The sequence below is a fragment of the Streptosporangium album genome (assembly GCF_014203795.1).
In the GTDB taxonomy this organism is placed as follows: domain Bacteria; phylum Actinomycetota; class Actinomycetes; order Streptosporangiales; family Streptosporangiaceae; genus Streptosporangium; species Streptosporangium album.
On sequence record NZ_JACHJU010000005.1, the window covers coordinates 409475 to 427218 of the forward strand.

At 68.9% G+C, this 17744-nt stretch carries 16 protein-coding genes and 4 pseudogenes; 11 read left to right on the forward strand and 9 right to left on the reverse strand.

Going from position 1 to position 17744, the window contains the following annotated elements:
- The first annotated feature begins 61 nt into the window (after positions 1–61).
- The 4 genes and pseudogenes from FHR32_RS43655 to FHR32_RS38410 form a co-directional block, all read left to right on the forward strand.
- A complete protein-coding gene (locus FHR32_RS43655; RefSeq protein WP_221466788.1) occupies positions 62–640 on the forward strand; it encodes a substrate-binding domain-containing protein in 579 nt (192 codons plus the stop codon).
- Between the two features lie 449 nt (positions 641–1089).
- Positions 1090–1452, forward strand: a pseudogene (locus FHR32_RS38400) (transposase); the annotation flags it as partial.
- Between the two features lie 64 nt (positions 1453–1516).
- Positions 1517–3168, forward strand: a pseudogene (locus FHR32_RS38405) (ISAzo13 family transposase).
- Between the two features lie 39 nt (positions 3169–3207).
- Positions 3208–4119: pseudogene (locus FHR32_RS38410) on the forward strand (IS701 family transposase); the annotation flags it as partial.
- Between the two features lie 158 nt (positions 4120–4277).
- Here the strand turns inward: FHR32_RS38410 and FHR32_RS38415 are convergent.
- From FHR32_RS38415 to FHR32_RS38430, 4 genes are all read right to left on the reverse strand, one after another.
- Positions 4278–5543, reverse strand: a complete 1266-nt coding sequence (locus tag FHR32_RS38415) for a site-specific integrase (protein WP_221466789.1) — start codon at positions 5541–5543, stop codon at positions 4278–4280.
- Between the two features lie 184 nt (positions 5544–5727).
- A complete protein-coding gene (locus FHR32_RS38420; protein WP_184759363.1) occupies positions 5728–6063 on the reverse strand; it encodes a helix-turn-helix domain-containing protein in 336 nt (111 codons plus the stop codon).
- Complete coding sequence (locus tag FHR32_RS38425) at positions 6063–7214, reverse strand: tyrosine-type recombinase/integrase (RefSeq protein ID WP_184759364.1); 1152 nt, start codon at positions 7212–7214, stop codon at positions 6063–6065. Before FHR32_RS38425 ends, FHR32_RS38420 begins: the two co-directional genes overlap by 1 nt.
- A 326-nt stretch (positions 7215–7540) precedes the next feature.
- Complete coding sequence (locus FHR32_RS38430) at positions 7541–7822, reverse strand: recombinase family protein (RefSeq protein WP_246468416.1); 282 nt, start codon at positions 7820–7822, stop codon at positions 7541–7543.
- A 29-nt stretch (positions 7823–7851) separates the two neighbouring features.
- On the opposite strand from FHR32_RS38430, the gene FHR32_RS38435 reads away from it, so the two are divergent.
- A complete protein-coding gene (locus tag FHR32_RS38435) occupies positions 7852–8259 on the forward strand; it encodes an FAD-binding protein (protein WP_312882896.1) in 408 nt (135 codons plus the stop codon).
- 14 nt (positions 8260–8273) lie between these two features.
- Here the strand turns inward: FHR32_RS38435 and FHR32_RS38440 are convergent, their stop codons facing one another.
- On the reverse strand, positions 8274–8915 hold the full coding sequence (locus FHR32_RS38440) for a TIGR04282 family arsenosugar biosynthesis glycosyltransferase (protein ID WP_184759365.1): 642 nt from the start codon (positions 8913–8915) through the stop codon (positions 8274–8276).
- The gene (locus tag FHR32_RS38445; protein WP_184759366.1) at positions 8912–9568 is read right to left on the reverse strand and encodes a glycosyltransferase family 2 protein; all 657 of its coding nucleotides are present in this window, start codon (positions 9566–9568) and stop codon (positions 8912–8914) included. Before FHR32_RS38445 ends, FHR32_RS38440 begins: the two co-directional genes overlap by 4 nt.
- A 93-nt stretch (positions 9569–9661) precedes the next feature.
- Between FHR32_RS38445 and FHR32_RS38450 the strand changes: the two genes are divergently transcribed.
- Positions 9662–10999, forward strand: a complete 1338-nt coding sequence (locus tag FHR32_RS38450; protein WP_184759367.1) for a hypothetical protein — start codon at positions 9662–9664, stop codon at positions 10997–10999.
- A 7-nt stretch (positions 11000–11006) separates the two neighbouring features.
- Here the strand turns inward: FHR32_RS38450 and FHR32_RS38455 are convergent, their stop codons facing one another.
- The gene (locus FHR32_RS38455; protein WP_184759368.1) at positions 11007–11993 is read right to left on the reverse strand and encodes an NAD-dependent epimerase/dehydratase family protein; all 987 of its coding nucleotides are present in this window, start codon (positions 11991–11993) and stop codon (positions 11007–11009) included.
- A 334-nt stretch (positions 11994–12327) separates the two neighbouring features.
- On the opposite strand from FHR32_RS38455, the gene FHR32_RS38460 reads away from it, so the two are divergent.
- The 3 genes from FHR32_RS38460 to FHR32_RS38470 all read left to right on the forward strand — a co-directional run bounded on the left by FHR32_RS38460 (position 12328) and on the right by FHR32_RS38470 (position 14830).
- A complete protein-coding gene (locus FHR32_RS38460; protein WP_312882897.1) occupies positions 12328–13611 on the forward strand; it encodes a molybdopterin-dependent oxidoreductase in 1284 nt (427 codons plus the stop codon).
- Complete coding sequence (locus FHR32_RS38465; RefSeq protein ID WP_221466791.1) at positions 13608–14120, forward strand: hypothetical protein; 513 nt, start codon at positions 13608–13610, stop codon at positions 14118–14120. The genes FHR32_RS38460 and FHR32_RS38465 overlap by 4 nt, the downstream gene beginning before the upstream one ends.
- A 98-nt stretch (positions 14121–14218) precedes the next feature.
- Positions 14219–14830: a methyltransferase domain-containing protein gene (locus FHR32_RS38470; RefSeq protein WP_184759371.1), complete on the forward strand. Its 612-nt coding sequence runs from the start codon at positions 14219–14221 to the stop codon at positions 14828–14830.
- Between the two features lie 41 nt (positions 14831–14871).
- On the opposite strand, the pseudogene FHR32_RS46405 reads toward FHR32_RS38470, so the two are convergent.
- Positions 14872–15132, reverse strand: a pseudogene (locus FHR32_RS46405) (Na+/H+ antiporter NhaA); the annotation flags it as partial.
- A gap of 67 nt (positions 15133–15199) precedes the next feature.
- Positions 15200–15352, reverse strand: a complete 153-nt coding sequence (locus FHR32_RS38480; RefSeq protein ID WP_184759372.1) for a hypothetical protein — start codon at positions 15350–15352, stop codon at positions 15200–15202.
- Positions 15353–15749: 397 nt separating this feature from the next.
- Here FHR32_RS38480 and FHR32_RS46410 point away from each other — a divergent pair, with 397 nt between their 5' ends.
- Positions 15750–15881 carry a hypothetical protein gene (locus tag FHR32_RS46410; protein ID WP_281391184.1) on the forward strand — a complete coding sequence of 44 codons (132 nt, stop codon included), beginning with the start codon at positions 15750–15752 and terminating at the stop codon, positions 15879–15881.
- A complete protein-coding gene (locus FHR32_RS47005; RefSeq protein ID WP_184759373.1) occupies positions 15878–17683 on the forward strand; it encodes a glycoside hydrolase family 15 protein in 1806 nt (601 codons plus the stop codon). Before FHR32_RS46410 ends, FHR32_RS47005 begins: the two co-directional genes overlap by 4 nt.
- The last annotated feature ends 61 nt before the right edge of the window (positions 17684–17744 follow it).

The following is a 17744-nucleotide window of genomic DNA, read 5'->3' on the forward strand; positions in this document are numbered from 1 at the left end:
AGCAGCCGGGCCCGCGGCACGCGCGGGCGTATGGCGGTGACACGATCAAGGGGGGACGTTCATGTACACGATCGATCTCGCCTACGTCGGGCGGGGCCTGCACGAGGAACTGGTCGCCTACATCGCCGACCAGCAGGGCTACTACGCCGACGAGGGCGTCCACGTCGCGCTGCGCGACGGCTGCTCCTGGGACGAGGAACGGCTGCGCCACGGCGCCACCATCGGGCTCGGCCGGGCACTGCTGTCCCGACTGGCCGATGGCATCCCCTGGGTCGCACTCAATGTCAACACCCACCGCCCGCTGTTCTGGTTCCTCGCCCGCCCCGGCCTGACCTCCCTCATCCACCCGGACCCTCTCTGTCAGACGAGCGCATCGCCCGCCCAGCGGGCGCGGGGGCTGGGCGTGGTGCAGGGCGGACGACGCCCTCGCTCCGATCATCGGCGAGGCCGGGTGGGTCCAGGTCAAGTCGTCCGGGTGGGGCCGTTCCAAGCCGTCATAACCATCCAGCCACTCCTCCACCGAAGCCACCGTCCGGTAGGACTCGTCCACCACGGTCCAGGTACGACGACCATCAGGAGGCTGGACAGCAAGTGGATAGGCCACGCGCCTCGTTCCCGCTCGTCGAAGAACACCCGCTGACAGCGGGGTTCCGGTAATAGTCGCCACATATCCAACGGATATCGCTGACCAGCGTCAACGTGGAGCACCCGGGCAAGGTCAGCGGCATCCTCGGCCCGGCCCGCCGCATCTACCAACCGGCACACCAGCCCTGCGGGCCCTCGCATCAGAGCAGGTCAGGAGCATATCCGTTGGATTTTCCGCGATTACTACCGGGACCCCTGGTAACGAGTCCGACGGATCTGGGTGGCCCGGACAGCTTGGGAGATCGTTTCTTCCACCCCTGCCCGGACGGCATAGCGGCCCTTTCATTCCTGGGTCTGCTGGTCGTATCGGCGCTGCTCCAGCACCTGTTGCAGAGGCTGGGGCAGCAGGGGGGCAGATCTGGTGGAGACCGCTAATAGTACTTCGTTAGATTGTCGATCACCTAGCGTGATCATTTTGAGAAGTCACTTCGGGATCATGTTGTCGTGACACCTGACGAGATGGCGCCGGTGCGCCCGCGGCTTGAGAAGTTTGCAGATCAGATGCTGCGGAGGGTGCTTCGTCGCCGTGATCAACTCGCCACCGGCGAGTTGTATCTGCGGGGGCTGATGCTGGACGGGCGGCGCAAGTCGATGGATCCGATGGCGGAGCGTCTGGGAGTTGACACCCAGCGGTTACAGCAATTCATGGCCGACTCGACCTGGGACTACGAACCGGTCCGGGAAAACCTCACACATTGGGCGCTGGAACGGATCGGTCCGCAGGCGGTCGTCATCGACGATGTCGGCTTCCCCAAGGACGGCCCGAATTCTCCGGGAGTGGCCCGGATGTATTCCGGGACGCTGGGGGCTTGTTCGTGAATAACTGTCAGAGTTGATCTGCGGGACCGGGTCGACGGTGAGACGCTGGAGCATGACCGCCTCTTCGAAGGAAGATGTACCCGCAGCCGAGCTGCGGGCCAAGTTCGAGCAGATCCTGCCGCACCTTGACGAGCGGTGCCGTCGCCTCTACCTGGCCAGCGAGGCCGCCGTGCTCGGCCATGGCGGGATTGCCCTGGTGGCCGCAGCCTCCGGCATCAGTACCGCCACCATCGCGCGTGGCATCATCGAGCTGGAGACGCACCCCGCGCCGACCCGCCGCATCCGGGCCTCGGGCGCCGGGCGCAAACCGCTGACAGTCACCGACCCCGGCCTGCTACCGGCCCTTGAGTCACTGATCGAGCCGCACACTCGCGGCGACCCCGTCTCCCCACTGCGCTGGACCACGCTGTCGCTGCGCAGCCTGGCCCATGCCCTTTCCGCGCAGAAGCATCCGATCGGTGCCACAACCGTCGGCCACCTGCTGCACGGCCTGGGCTACAGCCTGCAGGGCACGGCCAAGACCACCGAAGGCACCCGGCATCCGGATCGCGACGCCCAGTTTGCCCATCTCAACGCCACCGCCGCCGCCTTCCTCGACGACGACCAGCCGGTGATCAGCATCGACACCAAAGCCAAAGAGTGGCTCGGCAACCGCGACCGGCCTGGACGTACCTGGCAACCGGGAAAGAACCCGATCAAGGTGGACAGCCACACCCTCGTCACCAGCGACCAGCCAGTGGCCATCCCCTACGGAATCTACGACCTCGCCACCAACAGCGGCTGGGTCAACGTCGGAACCGATCACGACACCGCCGAGTTCGCGGTGGAGTCCGTCCGCCGCTGGTGGCGACGCCGCGGTTGTCTCGACCACCCGCACGCCACCCGGCTGTTGATCACCGCGGACGCCGGTGGCTCCAACAACCCCCGCTACTGGACATGGAAGAAGCAACTACACGACTTCGCCCGCGAGAGCGGCCTTGAGATCACGGTCTGCCACTTTCCTCCCGGCACTTCGAAGTGGAACAAGATCGAGCACCGGATGTTCTGCCACATCACCGCCAACTGGCGTGGCCGCCCGCTGACCAGCTACCAGGTCGTCATCGAGACGATCGCCGCGACGACAACAGAGGCCGGACTGAGAGTCAGCGCCGAACTGGACACCGGCAACTACCCACTGGGCACCGCCGTCACGCCCGCCGAGTTCCATGCCCTGCCGATCACACCCGATGCATTCCACGGCGACTGGAACTACACCCTGGCCCCCACCCCTCCCAGACTTTCCGAAGAAGCCGAGACCAACCAACCGATCGATCCGGACGTGACCTGGATGCTCACCGATCCGGCCCTGACCGGCATGCCGCGCTCGGACTTCGCCCGCCTGGTGCAGATCTCGGAGCCCTACTGGGACGCGCTGGCAGAGGCGGCCTTTCAACGCCGTTTCCACCGCCCGCGCCGCTACCTCCATCCGCAGACCAGCAGCCTAGATCACTTCCACCGGCTCCTGACCGCTTTACTCCGTCGCCGCAAGGCCGCGACCAGCACCCTCCTAGCCCGCCTGCTGGGCGTCACCCGCACCAACCTGTCCAACCAGTTCCAAGATGGCCACCGGATCCTCGACCTGCACAAAATCTCCGTCACGCCGATCCCCGGATCGCCCGCACGTACGCTCGAGCAACTGCAAGATCGTATTACGTCCGCCGATGACTGCCCCGCAGATCAACTCTGACAGTTATTCACGAACAAGCCCTGGGCAAGACCGGAAACTGCCAGATCGGCGTCAGCGCACATCTGGTCACCGACCATGCCTCGTCCGCGGTCAATTGGCGGCTGTTCATCCCCGAGTCGTGGGACCCGGCCAAGATCGAGGATCCGGTTCAGGCGGAAACGGTCCACAAGCGCCGCGACCGGTGCAAGATCCCTCAGGACGTCGGTCACCAGGAGAAGTGGCGACTGGCGTTAAACATGATCGACCAGATGTACGACGAGTGGGGAGTCGGCACCGATCTTCCGGTGGTCTTTGACTCCGGTTATGGCGATTGCACCGCTTTCCGGCTGGGACTGGAGGACCGCGGCCTGTCTTACGTGGCGGCCGTCTCCGATGATCTGTCGGCCTATCCCGGAGATGCGGTGCCTGAACTGCCGGAGTACAGCGGCAAGGGGCGCCCGCCGAGACCACGCTATCCAGGCAAGCCATCGAATCTGCGCAATCTCGCATTGGCGGCAGGGCGGGCGAATCTGCGGCGGGTGACCTGGCGGCAAGGCACAAGGAAGACCAGCGGTAATCCGGGCGCGAAAATGCGATCACGCTTCATGGCTCTACCGGTTCTCTTGGCCAACAAAGACATCCCCCGCAACCCCGACGGCAGCCTGCCTGCGCGTTTGCTGCTGGTGGAATGGCCGGCAGGCGAATCCGAACCCACCGATTACTGGATCACCAATCTCCCCGCCGAGACTCCGCTGCGCGAACTCGTCCGGCTCGCCAAGATCCGCTGGCGGATCGAGCATGACTACCGGGAGCTCAATACCGGTCTTGGCCTCAAGCATTTTGAGGGGCGGAGCTTCTTCGGCTGGCACCGCCACGTCACCCTGGCCGCATTAGCGCAGGCATTCTGTACCGAACTACGGCTAGACCCAAAAGTCCCTGCGCCGGCCTGACCTTGTATGAGGTTCTCGGCGAACTCCAGGCTTTACTCGCCACCTGGACCGGCGCTTGCCACGTATGCCATCAAATGTACGCGCCCCATAACACTTCGTAACTTAACGAAGTACTACTAATCGAGTAGTCGGTATTCTCTCTGGCGCAAGGCCTCCAGTTACTCTCCGTGGTCGTCGGGGGCGTAGTGGGACCACGGGCTTCCGGCTTCCATGGCCAGTGCGGTGATGTGGACGTGGTGGTAGCCGAGCATCCGGGCGACGACCACGGGCGGGGCCTGGAGAGCGAACTGGCGGATGGCCGCGGTGCGGCCGTGGAGAGCGGGAATCCCCGCCTGACGCAGTCGGTGAGCGAACGCGTCAGGGGTCATGGGCTGTCCGGCCCGGCGGCCGGGAAACAACCAGCGTGCCCCGGGATTGGTGGCGGTGGTCAGGTTCGGCCGCCGGGTGGCGAAGGCGCGCAGCAGGCCGGCGAACGGCTCGGGAACCGGAGCCGGCGGGTCGCCGAGTCTGATGCTCAGCCGTCCCTGTTCTTCGATGAGGTTGTCGAGGGTGAGGCGGGAGATCCGGCTGAGCGATTGGGCGAACATCATGGTCAAGACAATGAGGACTCGGACCATGAGGTCCAGGTCGTTGTCATCGGCGGCCCGGCGCAGCAGCGTCATCCGCGCATGCTGGCTGATGGGCGCCGGGTTCATCGTGTTGCGGGACGGGATGGTCAAGGGCAGCATCAGCCTGGTGGTCATGGCCCAACGCAGGAACCTCTGAGCGGGGCGCCGGGCCCAGAACGCTTCGGCGTGCCAGGCGTCCAGATCGGCCTGAGTGCAGTTCTTGAGGTCGATGCCGCGTTCATCCAGCCAGGCCAGAAAGGTGCGGGCGGCCCGCAGCGGATCCCGGGCGTTCTTGGTGCGGCCGGCTCCCAGCGGTCCGCGAGCCGCCGATGCGCGCAGACCGCGCAGGATGTCCCAGGAGGCGAAGCGCTCCAGCAACTCGTGATGCCCGGGGTCGTCGATCTCGGTGAGCCAGTGCTCCAGCCAGCGCTCGAACAGCATCAGGTGGCGGTCGATGCGGGGCAGGACGCCGTAATGCATGAGCAGGTCACGCAAGTAAGCCACCGCCCGCGGTGGGGATATCTGGTTCAGGCCCTCGTGGGTGAGCGGGACCTGGCCGCGGGCGACAGCCCGCAAAAGCCGCTGAACGCGGTCCCGGCCGGTCCAGGTGAAGATGCTGCGCGGCCGGGTGGCCTGACGCAGCCCGTCATAGAGCGCGATCAGCTCAGGCCGGATGCGTCCGGTGCCGTCGTCGAGGAGCTCGTCGAGACGTTCGGTCAGGACGCAACGTGAGCACACGCCCTTGCGCTGCTTGCGGCCTTCTTGACCGCAGCGGGTGCAGATGTAGTCCCCGGGATGCCGGCGCAGCCGGTGCAAAGCCGTCCCCGGCCATCAGGGGCAAGGCCGGGAACCATGCGCTCGGCTCCGCAGCCCGCGCAGGTGCCGTAGGTCTCCAACGCCCAGGTCTTGCAGGTAACGCAGACCGAGCCTTCCGGCCAGGACGAGGGCGCCCGGGTCAGGATACGTCCGCAGCGGACACAGGGTGGGATGCCTCGCGCGGTCACGACTCGGGCGTGATGCGGGCGCGCTTGGGCCGGATCGGCGCCATGCCGGCCGTGTTCGGGGTCGGCTCGCCGGTGGCCGCCCGGCGCGGGGCGACGTTCTGGGCCCGGGTGGCGATCAACTCGGCCGGGGTGCAGGAGAAGATGTCGCAGAGCGCGGCCAGGACCGGCAGCGACAGCCGTTCGGGGGTCTGGGTGACCAGCCGCCAGACCTGCACCGACGACAGTGTGATGCCGCGCTCGTGCAGGCGCGGTTCCAAGTCGCTGGCGGCGAAGACGCCGTGGGCGGCCATCACTTCACGCAACCGCCATTGGTAGCTGGCCTGGCGCTTCATTACGTGTTCCTCTTCTGCTGGTTGGGGCCGAGGGCGGCGCGGGTGGTCTGTTCCAGGGCCTTGAGCAGGGTGCGGATGCGAAAGTCGGAGGAGACGCAGGTGTAGAGGGCGGTGGTGGAGGCGTGCTCGTGGCCGACCTGCTCTTGGACGAACCGGGCGTCCCAGCCGTCCTCGATGAGGTGGGTGACATACGAACGGCGAAAGGAGTGAAAGTCCAAGCCGCCATCGAGCCCCAGCGCATCGCGGTAGGTGGCGAACCGGGTGTTCATCTGGGTGAATCCGATGCGCGGGCCGCGCTCGGAAGGCCACATCGCCGGCGAGTCGGCGTGGGTGAAGGCCGGGCGAACCTCTTCGGTCCACTGCTGCAGTACCTCGACGATCCAGTCCATCCCGCCGACGCCGGCACGCGGGCCGACGGTCAGCACACCGCGGCGGCGCGGTGGTGCGCCTTTCTTGGCCTTGCCGTGGCGGACCTGGCAGACGCCGAAGTCACCGAAGGCCGGGGCGTGGGGGTTGCGGCTGAAGTCGACCACGTCCAGCATGCGGGTCTCGTTGCGGCGCAGCCCGAAAGCGTAGGCGGTCTTGAACAGCACCGCGTCGCGGAACGCAGGTAGCCAGCCCTTGCGTCCGCCTCCGCGCACCTGGTGGACCTGCTCATCAGCGTGGTCGAAGAACGCCAGCAACTCGGCGCGGGTGAAGGCGCGCTTGGCCGGGTCGCACTCGGCTTCTTGCAGGTGGAGGGCGGTGTTCCACTCGTGGGTAATCTGGATCGGGTGGGTGCCGAAGCGGCTGTGGCATTCGGCGGCCCAGCCGTAGGCCGGATCGATGAGATAGGCACATAAGGACCGCACGGCTTCGGCGTAGCCGCGCAAGGTCGAGCGCTTCAGGTGACGCAGCGCCCGCAGGTCGGCGAGCCACTCGTCGAGCATGTGCGCTGACCAGGCCCAGGGAAAGGCGTCAGCGTGACGGGTGAACGCCTTCACCGCTTTCTCCCGGCCCTCGATGGTGGAGAAGGCCAGGTTGCGGGCGAGCTGCTGGTTGCGCCAGCCGTCCAGCATCGCGGTGAACACCTGCTCTTCGGGGCGCAGCAGGGGCAGGTCGGCCACCAGGTGCAGGCCTGCCGACCCGGGCGCTGGTACGTCTCGGCTCATCTGCCATCACGCTCCGTCACTTACATTAGGTGAAGGAATCCTTCATCGGATGAAACGGTAGCGTGAATGCCCAGGCGAGAAGGGCCTTTCGGGAATCCCTGTGCTCGGTATGCTCGTCATCGCCACCCGGCCCTGGGACGGGATTGCCTGGCTGGCGGGAGCTTTGAGCGGGCGTGCTGACCAGTCGGAGACTTCATCAGCTGCAATAGCGATCGCTTACCAAGTAAGCCAGAAAGGGGCACGCCGCAGGTCGGGGCTGACGACGGTGGGGCGGCCGCCGACGCGGGCGCGGGCGGCGGCCAGGCCCTCGCGGGTGCCGGCGACGATCAGCTCGCGGATGAACTCGGACAGCGCGGCGAAGACATGGAACACCAGCCGGCCGCCGGGGTGGTGGTGTCCAGGTTCTCGTGCAGGCTGGTGAAGCCGATCTGGCGGCGGCGCAGCTCGCCGGCCATGGTGATCAGGTCTTGCAGGGACCGGCCGTAGCGGGCGAGTGAGGGGACGACCAGCGTGTCGCCGGCGGTCAGGAAGGCGTGGCAGGCGGCGAGCTCTGGCCGGTCGGCGGTCTTGCCGGACTTCTTGTCCGCGAAGACGCGCCGGCACCGCAAGGATCGGAGCCGGGCTGCGGTGGGGTGAAGTGCTCACCGCAGCGGCCGAGCACGGCCTCGCGCCCCTGTGCGGCTCCTCCGGCCACGTCGGGGTGATGGGCTATCTGACCGGCGGCGGGCTCCCGCTGGCCTGCCGCACGTACGGCTTCTCCGCCGACTACGTCCGCTCGCTCGACATCGTCACCGCCGATGGCCTGCTCCGCACCGTCTCGCCAACCCCGGAGCCCGACCTGTTCTGGGCGGTGCGGGGTGGCAAGAGCAACTTCGGTGTCGTGGTCGCGGCCGAGATCGACGAGCTGCCCTGGTGGCTCACCCGCGGCGAGGCCGAACAGGAGCGCGGAACCGCCCTACGCGAGCAGACCCTCGGCTCGGCACCCGCGATCTGGACGTTCATCCTGCTCATCGCCCTGACGATCCCGCTGCTCATCGCGGGCTGACCTGCCCGATGCGATCATTGCGAGGCCATGCTCATGCGCACGTCCTTCAACGTCGCGGCGAACCGGGTGCCGTGTGCCTGCGCGGCGACATGACAGGCGTCGGCGAAGGTATCGACGTCGCGCAGTTCTGGCAGGAGGGCCAGGCTCAGCCCGGCCTGGCGCAGGCGCCGGAGCTGGGCCGCTCCGGTGCCCGGTTGTGACATGGGCACTCCGAGCAGTAGCGCCGGGTCGGGGCGGCGCAGGCCGAGGAGCCAGAAGCCGCCGTCCGCGGCGGGGCCGTACACCGCGTCATGCCCGGTCAGCGCGTCGGCGGCGGCTTCGAGCAGGGACGGGGTGAGCTGAGGGGTGTCCATGCCGATGAGCACGATGGGCAGCCCGTGTAGAAGGTGCGCGTCGGTGAGGGCCGCCGCGAGCCGCTCGTCCAACCCCCGCCCGCGTTGCGGGATCACCGTGAAACCGGGCGGCAGCCAGGGGCCCGGCAGCCCTTGAAGGGCGAGGACCGGGTTTGGCAGGCGGGTCAGCGCCACGGTGTCCAGGGTGTCCTCCAGGGCGGCGGCCGCGAGCCGGGCGGCCTGTTCTCCGGTGCACGGCGGGCAGAGCCGGGTCTTGACCTGGCCGGGGGCCGGTGCCTTGGCGATGACAAGGATCTGCGTCACGCCGTTTCCCGCATGACCCGCCGCATGTCGCCGATGGCGCGTACGGTACCCCGTACCGTGCCGGTGACCTTGGAGCGGCCCGTGCGCGGGAGGTAGTCCACCTCGGCCTCGGCGATCCGCCAACCGGCCGCGGCGGCGCGCAGCACCATCTCCAACGGGTACCCGAACCTGCGGTCACGCAGTCCCAGGGCGAGGAGTCCTGTGCGGGGTGCCGCGCGCATCGGGCCGAGGTCGTGCAAGGCGGCTCCGGTGCGCCGGCGCAGCCGGTGGGCCAGCAGGGCGTTGGCGGCACGCGCGTGCGGCGGCCAGGATCCCACCGACCGGGTGATCCGCCGGCCGAGCACCAGGTCGCTTTCCCCATCCCGCACCGGCCCGACCACGCGCGGTAGCTGTCGCGGGTCGAGAGAAGCGTCGGCGTCCATGAAGGCGACGATGTCCGATGTCGCAGCCAGCAACCCGGCGTGGCAGGCGGCTCCGAAGCCGCGCTGCCGCTCCACGAGCACCCGGGCCCCCAACCCGGTGGCGACCTTCACCGAATCGTCCGCCGACCCGTTGTCCACCACGATGGGCCGGTAGCCGACCGGCATGCGTTCCAGCACCCAGGGGAGGGCGGCCTCCTCGTCCAGGCACGGCAGCACCACATCGATCTCCATGGAACCGACGCTAAGACAGCGAACGCCTGATGATTCTTACGGAGTGGTGACGCCGCCTTCAAAATAAGCCCAGTTCAGACCTACTGTTGCGGAGTGGAGGAAAGATCGGGTCGGCGGACGGCAGGCACACGGCAGGCCCACCCGCGCGAGGCCGCAGACGGCCGCTGGACGCGCACGGCGCTCGCGTGGTCGGGGGCGCTGATCGCCGCCTGCTTCGCGCTCGGCGCGGTGCTGCACGGGCTGGGCATACTGCGGATCGATCACCTGCCGCCGCTGCACGCCCGTTTCCGGGTGCTCACGGCCACGCTGCTGCCGGCGGTGGTCTTCGCGGCCGTCGCGGTGCGGGTCCTTCCTGGCCTGGTCAGGCGGCGCGGATTCGGGCAGGCGTCGCTCGTCGCCTACGGCTTCGCGCTGGCCTGGACGATCGTGCTCGCGATGTCGGCCGCCGGCGGCCTGGCCGCGCCGTTCACTCACCCCCAGGAGTACCTGGCGGTGCTGCCCGCGGTGGGCCACGATCCGCTCGGCTGGCTGGCGACCTTCACCCTGCGACTGCCGGAGTATCCGACGCACGTGCGCGGGCATCCGCCGCTCCCGGTGCTGGTGGTGTGGGCGCTGGCCGCGGCGGGGCTGAGCGGGCCGTTGTGGGCGGCGATACTGGTGATCCTCGTTGGCTGTTCGGCCACGGTGGCGATCGGGCTGACCGTGCGCAGCCTGGCCGGGGAGGACACGGCCCGTCGTGCGCTGCCGTACCTCGCCCTCACCCCGGTCTCGGTCTGGATCGCCACCACGATGGACGCCTTGTTCGCGGGCGTCGGCGCGTGGGGCGTCGCGCTCTTGGTGCTCGGCCGGAGCACCACGGTCAGGACGTGGTCGGCGGCGGGGGCGGGGGTGCTGCTGGGCGCACTGCCGTACCTCAGCTACGGACTGGTCCCTTACCTGGTCATCCCGGTGACCGTCGCCGTGCTGGTCCGGCCGCCTCGCCCAGCGGTGTTCGCAGCGCTGGCCGGGGCGGTGGCGGTGGCAGGTTCGTTCTCGGCGGCAGGCTTCTCCTGGCTCGCCGGGGTGGCGGCCACCCACGCGGAGTGGGCCGCCGACCCGGGCGCCGCCCGCCCCTACCTGTACTTCCTCGTGGCCAACCTCGCCGTCCTCGCCCTGACCACCGGCCCGGCCACCGTCGCAGGCCTCGTTCACGAGGCACGCGACCTCACCGACCTCACCGACCGCCGCGTGGCCGCCGTGGTGGCCGCGGCTCTGGTGGCGGTGCTGGCGCTGGACGTCAGCGGGGTGACCCGGGGGGAAGTGGAGCGCATCTGGGTCCCCTTCGCCGTATGGATCGGCCTGGGGGCGGCGTACGCGCCCGGGCGCCGCATGCTCGCCGCGCAGGCGGTCACCGGCTTGCTGCTGCAAGGGCTGGTCGCCTCTCCCTGGTGAGCGGCGGTCAAGCGAGAGGGGCGCCGGCGAACTCCTTTACGCCCTCGGCGAAGGCGATGCGCGCCCGAAAGCCGAGATCCTCGGCGGCCCGGCCGGGTGAGGCCACGATGTGCCGCACGTCGCCGAGCCGGTAGTCGCCGGTGACCACCGGATCCGGGCCGCCCCGCTCGGCAGCGAGCGCGGCGGCCATCTCGCCCACCGTGTGCGGCTCGCCGCTGGCGACGTTGTACGCGGCCAGGGCACCCGCCGCGCCGCCGGACAGGGCGGCGAGGTTCGCCCGGGCGACGTCGCGGACGTGCACGAAGTCACGCCGCTGCCCACCGTCCTCGAACACCCTCGGCGCGCGCCCGGCCTCCAGCGCGGACCGGAAGATCGCGGCCACGCCGGAGTACGGGGTGCCCCTGGGCATCTTCGGCCCGTACACGTTGTGGTAGCGCAACGCGACCGCCGTGCCGCCGGTCTCCCTCGCCCAGTTGGCTGCCAGATGCTCTTGGGTGAGCTTTGTGGTGGCGTAGGCATTGCGCGGGTCGAGCGAGGCGTCCTCGCCGATCGTGGCGGAGGCCATCGGGGAGCCGCACCGGGGGCAGCGCGGTTCGAACAGCCCCCGCGCCAGGTCGCCGGCGACACGCGGGCCCGGCCGCACCCGCCCGTGCCGGGGGCAGTCGTAGGCGCCCTCCCCGTAGACGACCATGGACGACGCCAGCACCAGCCGGCTCACGCCATGCCTGGCCATCGCCGCCAGCAGGACGGCGGTGCCATAGGCGTTGACCGAGGTGTAGTCCGGCAGATCGGCGACGTCCACGCCTAGCCCGACCTTGGCCGCCTGGTGCACCACGGCCTCCACGCCGGGGAGCATCCGGTCCAAGACGGCGCCGTCGCGCACGTCTTCCCCGTTCCTCAGGTCGAGACCCGCCACGTCATGCCCCGCCTCTTCCAGTGCTTCGACGACGTGACTTCCGACGAACCCGGCCGAGCCGGTCACAAGTACCCTCACCCGGCTGACGGTAGGCCGCATCCCACCGACCGGGGCGGAATGCTCCATGAGTGTTCGAAGGCCGTAAGAATTCTTGGCCGATACCGGCGCCGGCTTTTCCCGGACCATGACGGCGGCTTGGCGGCATCGACGCGTGATTCGTCGAGGGACGTCCGGGCGACCCGCTCTCTGCGCGACCGATAAGAGGTCCTTTGCCGAGCGGCCATCGTATCCGGAGCGAATCGGGAAGTGGCGAAGCCTTTGAGAGCGGCGTTCACGGTAAGGCTATAGGCGGAGGTGATCGATGTCGGACGAGCCGCGAGGGAGTAGTCCGAGGAAGAGCAGGCCGCGACGGGTGCGGGCGTTGCTGCGGGGCGAGGAACGGCCGCCGGGCCCGTTCCGGCCGGAGTTCTGGCGCAGCCCGCTGCGTGGGCCGTGGCTGACCTCGGTGTTCGGGCTGGTGCTGCTGGTCGGGCTCCCGATCGTGGCGGTCACGGGCCTGGTGTCGTATGCGGCCTACAATCCCCGGCTGCCGGGCAACGACCTCACCCCGGAGAGCGGGCTGCTGCGTTTCTATCTCTTCGACTGGCCGGTCCGTCCGGTCTGGATCTACCGCGTCACCCAGGGAATTCACGTCATCCTCGGGCTGACGCTGGTGCCGGTACTACTGGCCAAGCTGTGGTCGGTGATTCCCAAGCTGTTCGCCTGGCCCCCGGCCCTGTCCCCGGCGCAGGCGCTGGAGCGGGCGAGCCTGCTGCTGCTGGTCGGCGGCGCCGTCTTCGAGTTCGTCACCGGCATATTCAACATCCAGCTCTTCTACATCTTCCCGTTCTCCTTCTACTCGGGACACCTCTACGGCGCGTGGATCTTCCTCGCCGCGCTCACGGTCCACGTCGCCATCAAACTGCCCCGGCTGGTCACCGCCCTTCGATCGCGGAGTTTCCGCCAGGAACTGCGCACTCGCCTCCAGGACACGCGCCCGGAGCCGCCCGATCCCGACGGCCTGGTCGCCGCCGCCCCCGCGCCGCCGACGATGTCACGCCGCGGGCTGCTGACGTTCGTCGGCGGGGGCTCGCTGGCCGTGCTCGGCCTGTCAGTGGGGCAGACGATGGACGGCCTCCCGCGTCGTACGGCGCTGCTGGCCCCGCACGGGCGCGAATACGGCCCCGGGCCCAACGACTTCCAGGTGAATAAGACGGCGGCGAGCGTGGGCATCGTTCCCGCCGAGACCGGCCCGGGCTGGCGCCTGACGCTCGCCGGTGCCCGTCAGATGCGGCTGACACGTGAGGAACTGCTGGCCATGCCGCTGCACACCTACCGGCTGCCGATCGCCTGCGTCGAGGGCTGGTCGACCGAACAGGCATGGACCGGCGTCCGGCTGGCCGACCTGGCGCGGTTGTGCGGGGCGAAGGGGGACATCGGCGTCTACGTACGATCTTTGCAGAAAGGCGGCGTTTTCAGCCACGCGTCGCTGAGCGCCCCGCAGACGGCCGACCCCCGGTCCCTGCTCGCTCTGCGGGTCAACGGCGCCGATCTTTCGCTGGACCACGGATTCCCCGCCCGGATCATCGTGCCCGGCGCCCCCGGCGTGCACAACACCAAATGGGTGCGCGAGCTCGACTTCCGGCCGGCCTCGTGAGCCGCCGGGGCCAAGGCGCGCTTCGGCGGCTGAGCGCGCGCTACGGCGCCGGCCTACGGCACCTGCTCGCGCTCCTCGCCTGCTTCGTGGTGGCCTTGTACGTCCTTACCCGCATAATCATCGCCGGCATCCTTCCGGGATTCGTGCTCTGGTTCCTCGGAGCCGTGATCGTGCATGACTTCGTGGTGCTGCCCCTCTATTCCGCGGCTGATGAGGCCTTCCGGCGCTACGTGCGCGTCAGCGACCGGGGGCGGTGGCCGTCACCTCTCAACCATGTACGCATACCGGCGGGGCTCTCGGGGTTGCTATTGCTCATCTGGTTTCCTCTCATCCTGCGCGCTTCCGAGCACAACTACCGGGAGGCGGTAGGCCTGAGCACCGCCCCCTACCTCGGCAGATGGTTACTGGTCACCCTCGTGTTCTTCGCCGTGTCGGCGCTCGTCTACGCCGTACAGCGCACCGCCTCAAACCGCGCGGCGGGAAGGGCGACCCCTCGAACACCCGGGTGACCAGCGATCACGTGGCGGTCTCACGCCGCCGGTCGGCTGACGATGATCGCGTCCGGTCCCGGGCAATCTGCTCGGCCTTTTGAACAACGGGAATTCGCGTGATCGGCGCCTTCTACGAGGACTCCCTGAGCGGACGCAGCGTAACCATTGAATACGCCGACGGCCGTGTCCGGCCCCTCACCTCCGCTCGCTGGCTACGGCCGATCGAAGGGGACGACCACATACTGGCTCGCTGCGAGGGGCCGACGTTGGACGTGGGTTCGGGGCCAGGCAGGCTCACCGTGGCACTGACTCGGATGGGGATCCCCGTTCTGGGCATCGATATCTCACCTCTGGCCGTCAGCCTGACACGGAGTGCGGGCGGGCCGGCCCTGCTTCGAAGCGTGTTCGACCCCCTGCCGGGCATCGGCAGATGGTCCGAGACGCTGCTCGCCGATGGCAACATCGGCATCGGCGGTGACCCGGCGGTGCTCCTGCGACGCCTGCGGGAACTGCTCAGACCAGGTGGAGCGGTGATCGCCGAACTCTCCCCGCCGGGGACGCGGAGCGGGATGGAGCGCTTACGGCTGCGCCAGGGCGACCGGGTGGAGGGCTGGTTCCCCTGGGCGACCGTCTCCGCCGACGACATCGGCCTGTTCGGCCGGCGCTGCGGATTCCCCGCCGTCGAGAGATGGGACGTGGCCGGCCGATGGTTCGCCACTATGTCGTGAGGGTCAAAGGCTTTCGGACGGCGCGTGCTGTCGTCTCCGAAGGCGAGCTCTCTGATCAGCAGGGACACGGTGAAGCCCATGCCCGCCAGAATCGACAAGCCGAGCATGTCGATCCAGGCGAGGCAGTCGTCGAGCTCGGCCCGGGTGAAGCGGGCCACCAGCCAGGTGGCGGCCATGACTCCGGCGGGTTTCCCGATGACCAGGCCGGCGAGGATCCCAACGGCGATGGGGTCGCTCAGCGCGGAGGCGAGGCACAAGCCGCCGAGGGCCACGCCGGCGGGCAGGAACGCGAAGAGGGGCACGGGCAGGGGCGCACCGAAGTACTCCGGTAGGGTGGCGACCTTGCGGTCGAGTTCGGTCCGACTGGGGCTACTTCGGGAAATGCGGCAGACTGGGCGCTCGGCTGTCGATGGCGAAGCGGCTCACCCCGCCGGTGTCCTCGTAGATCGGCCCACCGGTGTCGATGGTCAGCCGGCGGTCCTCGCGTGGCACGTCGTCGATGTCATGAGTCCGTGCGGTCATGATACTTCTCCCTTCCGCGAGCGCGCTGAGCCCGATTGCCGGGCCATGGGCAGCATGGCCTTCCCCGCCTACGCGAGCGTGCCGGGCCGGAAGTTCTCCGCGCGGTCGCATAGCCGCAGCGCCACCTCTCGGTACGCCGCCGCGCGGCGATGCGCCAGCCCTCGTGACTGAGGCAGATGACGGCCTCGCGAGGAGTTCAAGGCCGCGTCCTTGACGGTTCCCGAGGCGGACGTGCTCTTCTTCCCGTTGGTCCCCCTTGGGGAAAGCCATGCCCCCGGAGACAGAGCGTGGCGGAAAACAGAACGAGGTTCGACTTTGGCCGGCGACGGTTGCGGTGAGAACCGGTGGTAGGTCAGTGCCGGCTCATTCCTCGCCGGCTTCGGAAGGATCATCTCGGATGCGTCGGACGGGCGCCGCCACCATCACGGTCAAGCTGCTGGTGACCCTGGCGCTCTTCGCCGGGTCCGTACCCTTCTACGCTGTACGGCGTGCCGCCGGCGGCCGCCGGGCAGGCAAGGTGCAACGGTGAGCACTCGGGCGATCGGCGACTATGCGTTGTTGTCGGACTGCCGGTCGGCCGCGCTGGTCAGCCGCGACGGCTCGTTGGACTGGCTGTGCCTGCCTCGCTTCGACAGCCCCGCGATCTTCGCCCGGCTGCTCGACGACGATGCCGGTTACTGGACCATCAGCCCGGCCTGCCCGGCCGAGGTCACCCGCCGCTACGTCCGCGACACCCTGGCGCTGGAGACCACCTTCCGTACCCGTGACGGAACCATGGTCTTGGTGGACGCGCTCGCCCTGGGCGTCCGGGAGCGTGGGCACGACCTGGGAGCGTCTTCCGCCGGGCTGGTACTGCGACAGGTGACCTGCGTCGAAGGCAGTGTGCCCGTGGAGATGGCTTACGCGCCGCGTCCCGAGTTCGGCCTCGTCCACCCGCTGATGCAGCCGGTCCACGGCGGTCTGATCGCGCGTGGCGGTGCGACCGTGCTGACCCTGTCCAGCCCGGTGGAGTTGCGGGTGAGCGGCTCGGTCGCAGACCTCACCGTCACGTTGCGCGCCGGGCAATGCCTCGGCCTCGCCCTGCAGGCCGGCTGGGCGTGGGACCCTGATCCGCCGTGCCGTACCTCGCGCGAGGTACGGCACAGGGTCAAGGACACCGTCCGGGGCTGGCGCTCCTGGTCACGGCTGCACGCGAACTACGAAGGCCCCTGGCGGCACCTGGTCGAGCACAGCGGCAGGGTGCTGAAGGCGATGACGTATGCCCCCACAGGGGCCATCGTCGCCGCGGTCACCACATCCCTGCCCGAGACCATCGGCGGGGAGCGGAACTGGGACTACCGCTACACATGGGTCCGGGACGCCAGCTTCACCCTGCAGGCCCTGTCCACGGCCGCCTGCGAGATCGAGGAGACCGCCTTCTTCGGCTTCCTGGCCCGTGCCTCGGCTACCCAACTCGATCGCGACGCCAATCTGCAGATCATGTACGGCGTCGGCGGCGAACGCGACCTGAGCGAACGACGTCTGCCGCACCTGCGCGGCTGGCGGGGCAGTTCTCCGGTGCGGGTCGGCAATGACGCCTGGCGCCAGGCTCAGCTCGACGTCTACGGGGAGTTGCTGGACGCCGCCCACCAAACCTACTGCGACACTGGCCCGTTCGACCCGTTCACCCGTGCCATGCTGGTCGGAGCCGCCGAGGCCGCCGCCCGATGCTGGCGGGAGCCGGACAAGGGCCTGTGGGAGGTCCGTGGGCCCAGTCGGCACTTCACGCACTCCAAGCTAATGTGCTGGGTCGGGCTGGACAGGGCCATCGCGCTCGCCCCGCTGCTGGAGGCGAGCGGGCGCATCGGCGACTGGACGCGCATCCGGGAAGAGATTCGCGCCGCGATCCTGAGCGAGGCGTGGAACGAGCGGATCGGCGCCTTCACGCAGACGTTCGGCGGCACCGCTCTCGACGCCGCGTTGCTGGTGATGCCGCTGGTCGGATTCCTCGCCCCAGACGATCCACGGGTGCGGTCCACCGTGCACGCCATCGCCACCTGCCTGACCGACGCGCGCGGCCTGGTACACCGCTATCACGCCGCCGACGGACTTCCGGGACAGGAGGGCACGTTCCTTCTGTGCACGTTCTGGCTCGCGCACGCCCTGGCCCTCATCGGCGAGCGGCCCGCTGCGAGACGGGTGTTCGAGACCGCCGCCTCGTACGCCAACGACGTCGGCCTGCTCGCCGAGGAGGTCGACTCGGCCACCGGAGAGCCGATCGGCAACTTCCCGCAGGCTCTGAGCCACATCGGACTGATCAACGCCGCCCGTGCCATCGGCGACACCATCTAATAGTGCTTTGGTAGGTGGCTAATCGGTGGTTTGTTGACATGGGGCTGATGTCGCAGTAAGC